The organism is Streptomyces sp. NPDC031265 (assembly GCF_055570295.1).
This window is the reverse complement of sequence record NZ_JBVIHM010000002.1, coordinates 485,779-498,550: the sequence shown is the minus strand read 5'-3', so window position 1 is coordinate 498,550 and position 12,772 is coordinate 485,779. Positions and strand designations below refer to the sequence as shown.

15 protein-coding genes are annotated in these 12,772 nt (G+C 71.7%); 6 read left to right on the top strand and 9 right to left on the bottom strand.

What is annotated here, in order from left to right:
• Nucleotides 1–89 precede the first annotated feature (89 nt).
• Nucleotides 90–932 (bottom strand): dimethylargininase, encoded by an 843-nt coding sequence (ddaH, locus tag ACZ499_RS06405; protein WP_468672836.1) that lies wholly within the window; start codon nt 930–932, stop codon nt 90–92.
• Between the two features lie 189 nt (nt 933–1,121).
• On the opposite strand from ddaH, the gene ACZ499_RS06400 reads away from it, so the two are divergent.
• Nucleotides 1,122–1,718, top strand: a complete 597-nt coding sequence (locus ACZ499_RS06400) for a TetR/AcrR family transcriptional regulator (RefSeq protein ID WP_468672834.1) — start codon at nt 1,122–1,124, stop codon at nt 1,716–1,718.
• A gap of 94 nt (nt 1,719–1,812) precedes the next feature.
• On the top strand, nt 1,813–2,547 hold the full coding sequence (locus ACZ499_RS06395; RefSeq protein WP_468672832.1) for a bifunctional DNA primase/polymerase: 735 nt from the start codon (nt 1,813–1,815) through the stop codon (nt 2,545–2,547).
• Nucleotides 2,548–2,625: 78 nt separating this feature from the next.
• Here the strand turns inward: ACZ499_RS06395 and ACZ499_RS06390 are convergent, their stop codons facing one another.
• Genes ACZ499_RS06390 through efeO form a run of 4 tightly spaced genes read right to left on the bottom strand, consistent with a single transcriptional unit; the run spans nt 2,626 to nt 6,975 of the window.
• Nucleotides 2,626–3,597, bottom strand: coding sequence for an SCO2278 family lipoprotein (locus ACZ499_RS06390; RefSeq protein ID WP_468405772.1), 972 nt, complete (start codon nt 3,595–3,597; stop codon nt 2,626–2,628).
• The gene (gene efeU, locus ACZ499_RS06385; protein WP_385822140.1) at nt 3,485–4,480 is read right to left on the bottom strand and encodes an iron uptake transporter permease EfeU; all 996 of its coding nucleotides are present in this window, start codon (nt 4,478–4,480) and stop codon (nt 3,485–3,487) included. The genes ACZ499_RS06390 and efeU overlap by 113 nt, the downstream gene beginning before the upstream one ends.
• 25 nt (nt 4,481–4,505) lie before the next feature.
• Nucleotides 4,506–5,798 (bottom strand): iron uptake transporter deferrochelatase/peroxidase subunit, encoded by a 1,293-nt coding sequence (gene efeB / locus ACZ499_RS06380; protein ID WP_468672830.1) that lies wholly within the window; start codon nt 5,796–5,798, stop codon nt 4,506–4,508.
• Between the two features lie 34 nt (nt 5,799–5,832).
• Nucleotides 5,833–6,975, bottom strand: a complete 1,143-nt coding sequence (gene efeO / locus ACZ499_RS06375) for an iron uptake system protein EfeO (protein WP_468672827.1) — start codon at nt 6,973–6,975, stop codon at nt 5,833–5,835.
• 369 nt (nt 6,976–7,344) lie between these two features.
• Here efeO and ACZ499_RS06370 point away from each other — a divergent pair, with 369 nt between their 5' ends.
• Nucleotides 7,345–8,022 (top strand): PhzF family phenazine biosynthesis protein, encoded by a 678-nt coding sequence (locus ACZ499_RS06370; protein WP_468672825.1) that lies wholly within the window; start codon nt 7,345–7,347, stop codon nt 8,020–8,022.
• Nucleotides 8,023–8,112: 90 nt separating this feature from the next.
• On the opposite strand, the gene ACZ499_RS06365 is transcribed toward ACZ499_RS06370, so the two are convergent.
• Nucleotides 8,113–8,763 carry a biliverdin-producing heme oxygenase gene (locus tag ACZ499_RS06365; protein WP_468672823.1) on the bottom strand — a complete coding sequence of 217 codons (651 nt, stop codon included), beginning with the start codon at nt 8,761–8,763 and terminating at the stop codon, nt 8,113–8,115.
• 82 nt (nt 8,764–8,845) lie between these two features.
• The gene (gene map / locus ACZ499_RS06360; RefSeq protein WP_371652402.1) at nt 8,846–9,703 is read right to left on the bottom strand and encodes a type I methionyl aminopeptidase; all 858 of its coding nucleotides are present in this window, start codon (nt 9,701–9,703) and stop codon (nt 8,846–8,848) included.
• A 77-nt stretch (nt 9,704–9,780) separates the two neighbouring features.
• Between map and ACZ499_RS06355 the strand changes: the two genes are divergently transcribed.
• Complete coding sequence (locus tag ACZ499_RS06355; protein ID WP_468672820.1) at nt 9,781–10,005, top strand: hypothetical protein; 225 nt, start codon at nt 9,781–9,783, stop codon at nt 10,003–10,005.
• 251 nt (nt 10,006–10,256) lie between these two features.
• Here the strand turns inward: ACZ499_RS06355 and ACZ499_RS06350 are convergent, their stop codons facing one another.
• Nucleotides 10,257–10,859: a hypothetical protein gene (locus ACZ499_RS06350; protein WP_371652400.1), complete on the bottom strand. Its 603-nt coding sequence runs from the start codon at nt 10,857–10,859 to the stop codon at nt 10,257–10,259.
• 119 nt (nt 10,860–10,978) lie between these two features.
• Between ACZ499_RS06350 and npdG the strand changes: the two genes are divergently transcribed.
• Together npdG and ACZ499_RS06340 are read left to right on the top strand one after the other, a co-directional pair.
• Nucleotides 10,979–11,692, top strand: coding sequence for an NADPH-dependent F420 reductase (gene npdG, locus ACZ499_RS06345; RefSeq protein ID WP_468672817.1), 714 nt, complete (start codon nt 10,979–10,981; stop codon nt 11,690–11,692).
• A gap of 65 nt (nt 11,693–11,757) precedes the next feature.
• Complete coding sequence (locus ACZ499_RS06340) at nt 11,758–11,949, top strand: hypothetical protein (RefSeq protein ID WP_468672814.1); 192 nt, start codon at nt 11,758–11,760, stop codon at nt 11,947–11,949.
• On the opposite strand, the gene ACZ499_RS06335 is transcribed toward ACZ499_RS06340, so the two are convergent.
• Nucleotides 11,939–12,739, bottom strand: a complete 801-nt coding sequence (locus tag ACZ499_RS06335) for a site-2 protease family protein (RefSeq protein ID WP_468405641.1) — start codon at nt 12,737–12,739, stop codon at nt 11,939–11,941. The two genes, ACZ499_RS06340 and ACZ499_RS06335, sit on opposite strands and share 11 nt — an antisense overlap.
• Between the last annotated feature and the right edge of the window lie 33 nt (nt 12,740–12,772).

The window sequence follows — 12,772 nt, the reverse complement described above, 5'->3', positions numbered from 1 at the left end:
CCGATACTGGTTGTATCGGGGTGATCCCGACAACGCGGCGAGCGTGCGTGCCAGACGCCGCCGGGCAGACGGGACTTTCGAAACACGCCCTAGCCGCGCAGCTCCTGCGTGCAGCACTTCACACTGCCGCCGCCCTTGAGCAGCTCGCCGAGGTCCATCCCCACGGGAACGAACCCCCGCTCCCGCAGGGACGCGAACAGCCCCAACGCCCCCTGCGGCAGCAGCACATGGCGGCCGTCGCTCACCGCGTTGAGCCCGAGCGCCGCCGCGTCCGCCTCCTCGGCGATCACCGCGTCCGGGAACAGCCGGGCGAGGACGGCCCGGCTGCCGGGCGAGAAGGCGCCCGGGTAGTACATGATCTCGTCGGCCGAGTCGTCCAGCACGCACAGGGCCGTGTCCAGGTGGTAGTAGCGCGGGTCGACGAGGTCGAGCCCGATCACCGGGCGGCCGAAGAACTCCTGGGCCTCGTCGTGCGAGAGCGGGCTGGACCGGAAGCCGCGCCCGGCCAGCAGATACGAGGCGGTGACGGCGAAGTCGCCCTCGCCCTCGTTGATGTGGGAAGGCTCGCGGATCTCGGTGAAGCCGTGGGCGCGGAACCAGTCCAGATGGGCCTCGGCCTCCGCCTCGCGTTCGGGGTGGGCGAAGCGGGCGCCGAGCACGCGGCCGTCGATCACGGTGGCCCCGTTGGCGGCGAAGACCATGTCGGGCAGGTCGGGGCGGGGTTCGAGCAGCTCGACGGTGTGGCCGAGCGCCCGGTAGCGGTCGCGCAGGTCCTCCCACTGGGCGAGGGCGAGCGGCAGGTCGACGGGCTTGGCGGGGTCCATCCAGGGGTTGATGGAGTACGTGACCTTGAAGTGTGCCGGTGGGCACATCAGATAGCGCCGGGGTCTGGCGACTCGGGGTGCACTGAGGTCACGGGTCTCACTGAGCAATGAGGGCTCCTCACGGACGACTTCGGCTGCACGCACCGCATCTGCGGTCGTGGTCAGCCCATGGTGCGGCCTGCCCGCCGTTCGCGCAGTGATCCGTCCGGGTGTTTTTCGCCGCTTCACACGCTGTTGCCCCGCGCGCGCCCTTGACAGAGACGATACGTTTCGCCTCGGTGGCGCTAGGATCCCGTCATGGCGAACGCACCCGACTCCACCCGCCGCAGCGAGCGCTCGCGGCGCGCGATCTACGACGCGGCCCTCTCCCTCGTCGGCGAGGCCGGGTACGCGAAGACGACGATCGAGGGCATCGCCGCCCGCGCCGGGGTCGGCAAGCAGACCATCTACCGCTGGTGGCCCTCGAAGGCGGCGGTCCTGCTCGAAGCGTTCGTCGACCTCAGCCGCGAGGCCGTCCGGGGCGAGGTGGCCCTGCCCGACACCGGAGACCTGGAGGCCGACCTCAAGCTGGTGCTGCGCGCCACCGTCGACGAGCTCAACGACACCGCGACCGACGCGCCGTACCGGGCGCTCGCGGCGGAGGGCGTCATCGACCCGGAGCTCGGCGCCGCGTTCGTGCAGAACCTCCTGGAGCCCCAGCTGCGGCTGTACATGGACCGGCTGCGGTCCGCGCAGGACGCGGGCGAGGTACGGGCCGACGTCGACCCGCGCACCGCCCTGGAGCTGCTGGTCGGCCCGCTCTCGCACCGCTGGCTGCTGCGCACCCTGCCGCTCACCCACGCGTACGCGGACACCGTCGTCGAATACGCCCTGCGCGGAGTCGCCCCCCGCTGAGGGCCCCGGGTTGGGGGGTACGGCCTCGCCGGGCGCAGGATGGTGGGAGCATGGGGGAAGGTTCTCGCGGGGCAACGGTGAGGTGAGGGGATAGATGGGCGCGGAGTACGGGCGTTCCGACAGTCCGCAGAGCAGGCTGTCCCGCTGGCTGCGCAGGCGCCCCAAGGACGCCCCCGGCGCCGACGCGGACCGCCTCGGCCTGCTGCTCGCGGCCGCCGCCGCGAAACTTCCGCTCGCCCCGGCCGCGTACCCCGTCGGCTACCGGTGCTCCTGTGACCGCGTGGGCTGTCCGACCCCGGCGCGCCATCCGGTCTCGTTCGCCTGGCAGACGCAGTCGACCACCGACCGCGCCCAGATCGAGCGGTGGGCGCTGGGCCAGCCCGAGGCGAACTTCATCACGGCGACGGGCATGGTCCACGACGTACTGGACGTGCCCCTCGAAGCGGGCCGCGAGGCCCTGGAGCGGCTGCTCGCCGAGGGCATCGACGTCGGCCCGGTGGCCGAGTCCGGCGGCGTAGGCGACCAGGCCCGGATGCTCTTCTTCACGGCGACGCGCGGCACGCCGGAGGACGAGGACGAGTGGTGGCCCTGCGAGCTGGACTGCCACCCCGAGACGATGGACGAGCACCCGGGCCTGCGCTGGCACTGCCGAGGCAGCTACGTCATGGTCCCCCCGGCCCGCCTCCCCGGCGACCACGAGGTTTCCTGGGTGCGAGGCCCGGAACACGACCTGCCGGACCCCCTGACACTCCTGGAAACCCTGACGGACGCCTGCGCCAGGCACGGAGTGGCGGACACCCACGCGGTGGCGTGGCCGCTGGGGCGGTAGAGGGGCGCTGCGCGCCCCTTCAGGGGCGCGGGGAACCGCGCGACCAGCCCCCACCGGCCCGCAGACAAACCCCGATCCCTACTCGCCCTTGGCGGAGGTCAACCCCTGAAGCCGGTTGATCACGGTCACAGGGCCCCGCCCGGCCGGGACGAGCGCGGCGTCGTCGGAGACCCGCTCCTTCGTCACGGTCGACCGGGCCTCACCCGTCATCAGCGCCCGAACATCCGCATTGATGTTCAACCGCACCCCCTTCGCCGCCGTCTGCCGCTCGAAGTGGCGCGTGGCGAAGAAGGCGAGCGCGCCGCCGTCCCGGGTGCGCAGGGCGAGCGGGGCGAAGTCGCCGCTGTCCAGCGGCTGGTCCACGTACTGCGTGGACATCCCCGGCAGGACCGCGTTCTTCTTGCGCTCGGCGCGCCACACGGTGGTGTGCGGGCCGGGCGCGAAGCTCTCGGGACGGCCGGTGCGCAGATACGACACGTACTGCTCGCTCAGGTCCTTCGGCGCCACTGCGAGCCCGGTGTCGTCCGGCCGTACGGGCTCGGCCCAGCCGTCCTCGTCCGCTGCGAAGGCCGGGACGTCCTTGGGGGCCAGGACCGAGAGGTGGGCCACCTTCCAGACGTCGTTCACGCCGTCGCGTACGAACACCAGCAGCCAGCGGGTGTCGTCCGGCCCCGTGTCCTTGTCGCGGTTGGAGTCGGTGTCCGCCACGAACCAGCGCGGCCAGCCCGCCTTCCTGGGTATCGCGAACTTCGCGTCCGTCAGCTCCAGCGGCACGTGCTGCGGGTTGCCGCCGGGGCTGGTGACGCGGCGGGCCTTGAGGCCCGCCTGGTTGACCGCCCCGAGCGGACCGGTGACCCGGCCCGCGTCGAGGGCCGGGTCGAAGGCCTTGTCGGCCCTGTTGTACGCGTCCGTGAAGTCCCTGAGCGCCTGTGCGGCCTCAGCCCTGGTCGCCGACGGTACTACTTCCCGCTCGCCGTGCACCGTCACGCAGCCGCTCGCCGTCACCGTCAGTACGGTCACCGTCGCGAGCGCCGCCGTCAGCCGACTCACCCTGCTCATGGACTGCCTTCTGCCCCTCGTCCTGCTTGGCCGCCGCCGCGGGAGCGGCGCTCCCGGCGGACTTCGCGAACCCTACCGGGGCGAAGAACAGTGCGAGCGTGGGGATGAGGTACAGCGCCCACACCGTGACCTGGAGGACGGTCGGGTCGGGCTGGAAGTTGAGGACGCCCTTGAGGACCGTGCCGTACCAGCTGTCCGGCGGGATCGTGGAGCTGATGTCGAACGCCAGGTTCTTGATGCCGGGGATGAAGTCGGCCTCCTGGAGGTCGTGCACGCCGTACGCGAGCACGCCCGCCGCGACGACGACCAGCATCGCGCCGGTCCAGGTGAAGAACTTCGCCAGGTTGATCTTGAGCGCGCCCCGGTAGAACAGCCAGCCCAGGAACACCGCGGTGGCGAGCCCGAGGAGCGCGCCGATCAGCGGGTCGGTGTTGCCGTTCTCGGAGCCGGCCGCGTGCACGGACGTCCAGACGAACAGCGAGGTCTCCAGGCCCTCCCGGCCGACCGCCAGGAACGCGGTGGCGACCAGGGCGCCGGTGCCGAGCCGCAGCGCCGCGTCCAGCTTGCCCTGGAGCTCGGACTTCAGGAACCGCGCGGTGCGCCGCATCCAGAAGACCATCCAGGTCACCAGGCAGACGGCGACGACCGACAGCGAGCCGCCGAGCGCCTCCTGGGCCTTGAACGTCATCTCCTGCGAGCCGAACTCCAGGCCCGCGCCGAAGCCCAGCGCGACCAGGACGGCGACACCGACGCCGATCCAGATCGGCCGCAGCGCCTCGCGGTGACCCGTCTTGACCAGGTACGCGACGAGGATGCAGACGACCAGACTGGCTTCCAGACCCTCGCGCAGGCCGATCAGATAATTGCCGAACATTAGTTTCCCCTCAGCCCTCGGCCGATCAGCTGAACAGTGCCCGGCCCCACCAGTCATCCTTGTCGCGGATGCCCGGCGGGACGGCGAAAATCGCCGAACTCACGTGCTGGATGTACTCGTTGAGCGCGTCGTGGCCCGCGAGGCTGCGCTGCACCGGCAGGAAGCCCTTGCGGACGTCCCGCTGGTAGGCGAGGAAGAACAGGCCCGCGTCCAGGCGGCCGAGGCCGTCCGTGCCGTCCGTGAAGGAGTAGCCGCGGCGCAGGATCGTCGCCCCGCTGTTGGAGTCGGGGTGCGCCAGGCGCACGTGCGCGTCCGGCTTCATCGCCTTGAGGAACGGCTCGTCGCGCTCCTTGGCCTTGCCGACCGGGGCGCCCTCGCCCTTGTCGCGGCCGAAGACGTCCTCCTGCTCCTGGAGACCGGTGCGGTCCCAGGTCTCGATGTGCATCCGGATGCGGCGGGCCACCAGATAGGAGCCGCCGGTCATCCAGGGCGAGCCGTCCTTCTCGCCGACCCAGACGTGCTTGTCCAGGGCGGCGGCGTCGGCGCCCGAGACGTTCCGGGTGCCGTCCTTGAAGCCCATCATGTTGCGCGGGGTCTGGGCGTCCGGCGTCGTCGAGGAGGTCTTGCCGAAGCCCAGCTGCGACCAGCGGATGGCGGTCTTGCCCATGCCGATCCGGGCCAGGTTGCGGATCGCGTGCACCGCGACCTGCGGGTCGTCCGCGCACGCCTGGATGCACAGGTCGCCGTCGCTGCGCGCGGGATCGAGGTTGTCGCCGGGGAACTTCGGGATGTCGACCAGCGCCTCGGGCCGCTTGCCCTCCAGGCCGAAGCGGCCCTTGGCGAAGAGCGAGGGGCCGAAGCCGATCGTCAGGGTCAGCCGGGACGGCTTGAGGCCGAGCGCCTCGCCGGTGTCGTCCGGCGGCGCCTCCGCGAGGCCGCCGTAGGCGCCCTCGCCGACCGTCTGGCCCGCGGTCATCCGCGCGGCGGCGGCCGTCCAGGCCTTGAGGAGCTGGATGAGCTCGCCCCGGTCCTTGGTGGTCACGTCGAACGCGGCGAAGTGCAGCCGGTCCTGGACCGCGGTGGCGATGCCGGCCTGGTGGGCGCCGTAGAACGGCACGGCCGCGCCGGTGTCGGCGGCGGGCACCGCGTCGCTGTCGTCGCCGCGCACCGCGGCGACGGCACCGCCGGCCGCGGCGGCGCCGAGCGCCAGGCCCGCACCGCCCCAGCCGAGCAGGGAACGGCGGGACGGGGCAGAGGACGTGGTGCCCCCCGCGGCGTCGGTGGTGGTGCCGGCGCCGGCGTCGGTCGTGTCGCTCATGGCGGATCCCCTCCTGTTCTGTCTGCGTGCGGAGTTACTTGGCGACGGCGGCGGCGAGCTTGGAGAGCGGCTCGCTGAGCGCGTTCACGCCGTCGGACAGCTGCTTGCGGTCGCTCCCGCCGACCTTGTCGTACGAGGTGAACTCGTACGAGCTCTTGTCGGCGCGGTACTTGTCGAGCTGGGCCTCGATCGCCGCGAACTGCTTGTCGAGCTCGGCGGTCAGCGCCGGGTCGTTCTTCGAGGCGACCGGCTTGAGCAGCTCGTACGCCTTCTGGGCGCCCTCGACGTTGGCCTTGAAGTCGACCAGGTCGGTGTGGCTGTAGCGCTCTTCCTCGCCGGTGACCTTGCCGGTGGCGACCTCGTCCAGGAGCTCCTTGGCGCCGTTGGCCATGGAGGTCGGGGTGATCTCGGCGGTGCCGACGCGCTTCTGCCAGTCCGCGATGTCCTTGGAGAGCTGGACGCCCAGCTTCTTCTCCTCGTCACCGATCTTGCCGTCGGCCCACAGCGCCTTCTCCAGACGGTGCCAGCCGGTCCACGTCTGGCCCTTCTCCAGGCCGTCCTCGCGCACGTCCGTCTTCGGGTCGATGTCGCCGAAGGACTCCGCGACCGGCTCGGTGCGCTCCCAGCCGATGCGCGAGGGCGCGTACGCCTTCTTGGCGCCGTCGACGTCACCGGCCGCGATGGCGTCGGTGAAGGTCTTCAGCTTCGGCAGGGTGTCGTCGGCCTGCTGCTGCACGTAGGTGCGGTAGGCGGCGACGGCCGCGTCCAGCTTCGGGTCGCGCTTGGGGGTCTGGCCGCCGCCGGTGACGGTGACCTTCTGGCGGATGCCGTTGCCCTTCATGCCGGGCTTGCAGGCGATCTCGTACGAACCGGCCTTCACCTCGGCGGTGAGGTTCTGCTTGAGGCCCGGGCCGATGTTCTCGCGCTCGGCGACGATCCGGTCGTCCGGGAAGAGCAGATAGACCTCGGTGACCTTGGAGCCCTTGTTCTCGATGGCGAACTGCACGTGGCCCGCCGCGAACTCCGTCTTCGACAGCTTGCAGGCGTCGTCGGAGGCGGTGACCTGGATGGCGCCGTCGGCGCTCTTGGAGTCGCTCTTCGAGGAGCAGCCCGTGACGGCGGCCAGAGCCGCCACGGCCGTGGCGGCGGTGACTACGGAGAGACGGACGGCTCGCATGCGGGCTCCACTGGTTTCGGTCAGGGGGTGAGGCGGACCTAACTTAACCGAGGCTTACCTGACCGATACCCATCGGGTCAGTGATTCAGCTCTCACCGCATCCGCGTCGGCGGCCGTCGATAACAGGCCAATCACAGGAAAGTCATGGTGGGGTCAAGGGATGGTCAAGCGGCGCTGCGTAGACCATGATCCACCGGTTTCGCCCCGGGCTCACACGCTCGCTCCTGGCTGATTTCTTGCGCCCCCGCACGCTTCTTTGCGCCCCTGTGACTCCGTACGGGCTCCCGTTTGGGCAGCACGAGCGGAACCCCGGTCTCCGGGGGGCGATGTGCGGCCGTGCGGCCGTCGCGGGTGTTGTTGAATGCGGGGGTGACGGAAAACGGCGTACCCGGCGTACTCATCGACGTACTCAGGGTCTTCTGCGGCCCCGACGGCCGCCACGGCAACGCCCTCGGCGTGGTGCGCGAGGGCTCCGCGCTGCCCGACGAGGCGGCCCGGCAGGCGCTGGCCAAGGAGCTCGGCTTCAGCGAGACGGTGTTCGTGGACGACCCCGAGCGGGGCGCCGTCGACATCTACACGCCCGGCCTGCGACTCCCCTTCGCGGGTCATCCGCTGGTCGGGGCTGCGTGGCTGCTCGACATCGACGTGCTGGAACTGGCCGTGGGGGAGGTCTTCGCGCGCCAGGACGGCGAGTTCACCTGGATCACCGCCCGCCCGGAGTGGGCCCCGCCGCGCACCCTGCGGCAGTACGCCTCGGCCGCCGAGGTGGACGCCCTGGACGTGCCCGAGCCGGGGGAGTGGGTGTACGCCTGGGGCTGGCAGGACGAGGCCGCCGGGCGCGTCCGGGCGCGGGCGTTCCCCGGCCGGGGCGACGGCATCGACGAGGACGAGGCAACGGGCGCGGCGGCCCTCCTGCTCACGGCCGGTCTGGGCCGGGCCCTGAACATCACCCAGGGCCGAGGCTCACAACTGCTCACCGCTCCGGGCCCGGACGGCACGATAGAACTGGGCGGCAGGGTCAGCTTGGAGGGCCCGAAGGGCCTCTGAGGGGCGCGGGGCTGTGACATTCGCGGCTCCGCCGCGTGGGCGCGACCAGCTACCCACAACCGCAGACGAACACCGGGCCCCCGCGGAGCGCTACGCGCTGAGCGGGAATTCGTCGCCCAACTCCCGGAACACCGCAGTGTTCAGCGCGAAAGCCCGCCGGCACTCGTCAACGATCCGCTGCCGCTCCAGATCGTCCACCTCCACCGCGTCCAGCAGCTCCCGGTACCCCCGCTTGAACGCGGCCGGATTCGGGATCGACTCGAAGACGTAGAACCGCACGCCGTCGCCCTTGCGGGCGAACCCCCAGGTCTTCTCCGCCCTGTCGCGGATGATCTGGCCCCCGGAGAGGTCGCCGAGGTACCGGGTGTAGTGGTGTGCCACATACCCCGCCGGCCAGGTGACGGCGCACTCGCGGACCCGGGCCGCGTAGGCCCTGGTCGAGGGGAGCGGGGCCGCTGTCCGCTGCCAGCCCTCGCCCCGCAGATGCGTGAGGTCCCGCTCCAGCTCGGCCGTACGCATCAGCTCGGGCCGTATGAACGGGCCCGCCACAGGATCGGTCCGCAGAGTGCCCGCGCCCTCCTCCAGCGCCTGGTACACGAACCACAGCTGCTCGGTGTAGCGGGCGTACGCCTCGACGCCGAGCCGTCCGCCGAGCAGTGCGCGCATGAAGCCGGAGGTCTCCGCCTCGGTGTGCTGTTGGTGCGACGCCGTGCGGATGAGGGTGGAGAAGGGCGTGTCCAAGGCGTGCCTCCGGAGACCGATCCCGACGGCCTGTCGGTAAATGCCGTACCCCTCATGCGTACCCCCGCACACGGGGAACGGATCACGGCAGCGTGAGGATTTCCGTGCCCGTCTCGGTCACCACCAGCGTGTGCTCGAACTGGGCCGTCCGCTTGCGGTCGCGGGTGACGACCGTCCAGCCGTCCTCCCACATGTCGTACTCGTGCGTCCCCAGCGTCAGCATCGGCTCGATGGTGAAGGTCATCCCGGGCTTGATCACGGCGGTGGCGTGCGGCGCGTCGTAGTGCGGCACGATCAGGCCCGAGTGGAAGGCCGTGCTGATGCCGTGCCCGGTGAAGTCGCGCACGACGCCGTAGCCGAACCGCTTGGCGTACGACTCGATGACGCGCCCGATGATGTTGATCTGGCGGCCGGGCTTGACGGCCTTGATGGCGCGGTTGAGCGACTCCCGGGTCCGCTCGACGAGGAGCTTCGACTCCTCGTCGACGTCGCCGCAGAAGTAGGTGGCGTTGTTGTCGCCGTGGACGCCGCCGATGTACGCGGTGACGTCGAGGTTCACGATGTCGCCGTCGTTCAGGACGGTGGAGTCGGGGATGCCGTGGCAGATGACCTCGTTGACCGAGCTGCACAGGGACTTCGGGAAGCCCCGGTAGCCCAGCGTCGAGGGGTACGCCCCGTGGTCGCACATGTACTCGTGCGCGACCCGGTCGAGCTCGTCGGTGGTCACGCCGGGTGCGATGAGCTTGGCGGCCTCCTCCATCGCGCGGGCGGCGATGCGCCCCGCGATCCGCATGAGCTCAATCGTTTCGGCGGTCTGCACCTCGGGGCCGGTGTACGGCGTGGGCATGGGCTTCCCGACGTACTCGGGGCGGCGGATGTTCCCCGGGACGGAGCGGGTGGGAGAGAGCTCCCCTGGTACGAGCAGCGACTGGCCAGACATACCGGCGAGTCTATCGAGCCGCGTTGGGGCAGCATGGTCGAGAAGGTCCGAGCACGGGCCGAGGAAGGAGCCTCCGCATGGCCCTGTTCAAGAAGCGCACGGCCGGCAAGCCGGGCGAGTGGTACTACTGCCTGGTCCACGGCAAGGTCGAGGAGGGCCCCGAGTGCCCCGCGAAGGACCGTTTCGGCCCTTATGGGTCCCGCGAGGAGGCCGAGCACGCCATGCAGACCGCCCAGGAGCGCAACCTGGAGTGGGAGACGGACCCGAAGTGGCACGACCGGCCGCCGGAGGACGAGGACTGAGGCCCCCAGTACCCCCGGCTGCGGCTTCGCCCCAGACCCCCGTTCGTCCGCAGGCGGTGCGCGGCTGGTCGCGCAGTTGCCCGCGCCCCTGGATGCGCCCCTTCGGGCCGCCCAGGGGGATGCCGCGCAGCGGCGTTTTCAGGGGCGCGGGGAACTGCGCGAGCAACCCAGCACGGTCCGCGGCCGAAACAGGGGTTCGGGGCGGAGCCCCGAGGGGGGCCTGGGGCGCGGCCCCGGTGCGGAGTGCCGCCTCACCACCTCGCGGGCGGCGGGGCCGTCAGCTGGTCCGCCAAGCGGGACAGCCGGTCACGGAACCCCCGCCGCCCCCGCTGCACGGGCAGCCCGTTCTCGCCCGCCGCCGCGCTGACCAGGTGCTGCACCGTGTCCAGGTCCACCTCCGCGCCCGGCGGCACCGTCAGCGACTCGTGGACCAGCCCCCGCACCTCCGGGTCGCCCCCGTCCAGCGCCAGGACCCGCGCCCCGGCCCGCCGGGCGTCGTGCACCCGCTCCAGGAGGCCCCCGTCCGGCCGTTCCGGGGCCACCACGAGCAGCGTCTCGCCCCGCCCGGCCGCCTCCAGGCGCCCGAGCCCTACGGACAGGTGCGGGCCGCGGCCCGGCTCGACCCGGTGGCGTACGAGGGTGGGGGTGAGCTCGGGGACCCCCGACCAGGCGGCTTCGTCGGTCAGGTGCGCCGCCAGGTGCCACGGCTCGTACGCCTCGGTCCCCACCAGCAGCAGCCCCCCGCCGTTCGGCACCACCGAGCCCCGCAGCACCCCCGCGAACCGGCGGGTGCCCCGTAGCCACTCCGTCCCCGCGAGGACTTCCCGCAACAGCGCGACGCGTACGGCATCCATGGCCCGGCATCCTGCCGCACCGCGCGCCCCGGCGGGCCGCATCGGTCACTCCTCACCCGAACGGGAGCAGGTGTACCGGGGGCGTACCTACCAGTAGGGCCCGGCGTAAGGTCGGCCTCATGACTTCCACTGACAGCGCCGCGAACACCCCGAAGCCCGCCGCCAAGGACCCCTGGGACCTGCCCGACGTCTCCGGCCTGGTCGTCGGCGTGCTCGGTGGCACCGGTGACCAGGGCCGTGGGCTCGCCTACCGGCTGGCCCGGGCGGGCCAGAAGGTGATCATCGGCTCGCGGGCCGCCGAGCGCGCCCAGTCCGCCGCCGACGAGCTGGGCCTCGGCGTGGAGGGCGCGGACAACGCCGAGTGCGCGCGCCGCAGCGACATCGTGATCGTCGCGGTGCCGTGGGACGGGCACGCCAGGACACTGGAGGCGCTGCGCGAGGAGCTGGCGGGCAAGCTCGTCGTCGACTGCGTCAACCCGCTCGGCTTCGACAAGAAGGGCGCTTACGCCCTCAAGCCCGAGGAGGGCAGCGCCGCCGAGCAGGCCGCCGCCCTGCTGCCGGACTCGCGGGTCACCGCCGCCTTCCACCACCTCTCGGCCGTGCTCCTCCAGGACGCCTCGATCGAGGAGATCGACACCGATGTGATGGTGCTCGGCGAGAGCCGCGCCGACACCGACCTGGTGCAGGCGCTGGCCGCCCGGATTCCCGGGATGCGCGGCGTCTTCGCGGGGCGGCTGCGGGGTGCCCACCAGGTGGAGTCGCTCGTCGCCAACCTGATCTCGGTGAACCGCCGCTACAAGGCGCACGCCGGGCTGCGCGTGACCGACGTGTAGGTCCGCCCGGGGCATGGGGGACACTGGACGGGCATCAGCGCCGTACCGGACAGGAGCCGACCCCCATGCCCCGCCTCGCTCTGTACGCCCTCGTCGTCTGCGCCCTCGCGGTCGCCGCTGCCGTGGTCTCCTTCGTCCAGGGCAACTGGACCGGCGTCGTCTGGATCCTGCTCGCCGGGCTCTCCTCCAACATGGCCTGGTTCTACCTGCGCAAGGCGAAGGCCGACGCCCAGCGGGCCGCGGCCGTCAGCCGGTGAGCGACGGGATGTCCGGCGTGCCCTGCCAGAAGCGGTAGAGGCGCTGGCCCCAGTAGGTGTCCCACTCGGTGACGCCGAGCCCGCGCAGGATCGAGTGGATGGCGTCGAAGAACACGTTGTTCACCGACGGCAGCCACAGGAACGCGAAGACCGCGAGCAGCCCGAAGGGCGCGAACGGCTCGATCTGGCGGCGGATCCCGTGCGACAGCCACGGCTCGATCACCCCGTACCCGTCCAGGCCCGGGACCGGCAGGAAGTTCAGGATCGCCGCCGTCACCTGGAGCAGCGCCAGGAACGCCAGCGCGTAGCGGAACCCGGCGGGCACGCCGTCCAGCGCGTGCAGCCAGAACGGCGCCGTGCAGACCACCGCGAACAGCGCATTGGTGAGCGGGCCCGCCGCCGCGATCAGGCTGTGCTTCCAGCGGCCCCGGATCCGGCCGTGCTCGATGAACACGGCGCCGCCGGGCAGACCGATGCCGCCCATGATCACGAAGATGACCGGCAGCACGATCGACAGCATCGCGTGCGTGTACTTCAGCGGGTTGAGCGTCAGATAGCCCTTGGCGCCCACCGAGATGTCGCCGCCGTGCAGCGCGGTGCGGGCGTGCGCGTACTCGTGCAGGCACAGGGAGACGACCCAGGCGCCCGTCACGAAGAGGAAGACGGCGAAGCCCGGCGCGGTCGAGAACCCCGTCCACACCGCCCATCCGCCGACCGCCGTGACGGCGACGATCCCCAGGAAGACCGGGCTGATCCTCCGGTCGCTGCGACGCGAGGTGGCGGTGGCCATGTGCGGGGCTCCCGGGGTGGAGGTGCGGTCGGA

Bases quoted from the DNA above. Each gene is read 5' to 3' on its own strand.
- ACZ499_RS06400 (WP_468672834.1), top strand. From the start codon at position 1,122: ATGGCGAACGCACCCGACTCCACCCGCCGCAGCGAGCGCTCGCGGCGC.
- ACZ499_RS06395 (WP_468672832.1), top strand. From the start codon at position 1,813: ATGGGCGCGGAGTACGGGCGTTCCGACAGTCCGCAGAGCAGGCTGTCC.
- efeU (WP_385822140.1), bottom strand. From the start codon at position 4,480: ATGTTCGGCAATTATCTGATCGGCCTGCGCGAGGGTCTGGAAGCCAGT.
- efeB (WP_468672830.1), bottom strand. From the start codon at position 5,798: ATGAGCGACACGACCGACGCCGGCGCCGGCACCACCACCGACGCCGCG.
- efeO (WP_468672827.1), bottom strand. From the start codon at position 6,975: ATGCGAGCCGTCCGTCTCTCCGTAGTCACCGCCGCCACGGCCGTGGCG.
- map (WP_371652402.1), bottom strand. From the start codon at position 9,703: ATGTCTGGCCAGTCGCTGCTCGTACCAGGGGAGCTCTCTCCCACCCGC.
- ACZ499_RS06355 (WP_468672820.1), top strand. From the start codon at position 9,781: ATGGCCCTGTTCAAGAAGCGCACGGCCGGCAAGCCGGGCGAGTGGTAC.
- ACZ499_RS06350 (WP_371652400.1), bottom strand. From the start codon at position 10,859: ATGGATGCCGTACGCGTCGCGCTGTTGCGGGAAGTCCTCGCGGGGACG.
- npdG (WP_468672817.1), top strand. From the start codon at position 10,979: ATGACTTCCACTGACAGCGCCGCGAACACCCCGAAGCCCGCCGCCAAG.
- ACZ499_RS06340 (WP_468672814.1), top strand. From the start codon at position 11,758: ATGCCCCGCCTCGCTCTGTACGCCCTCGTCGTCTGCGCCCTCGCGGTC.
- ACZ499_RS06335 (WP_468405641.1), bottom strand. From the start codon at position 12,739: ATGGCCACCGCCACCTCGCGTCGCAGCGACCGGAGGATCAGCCCGGTC.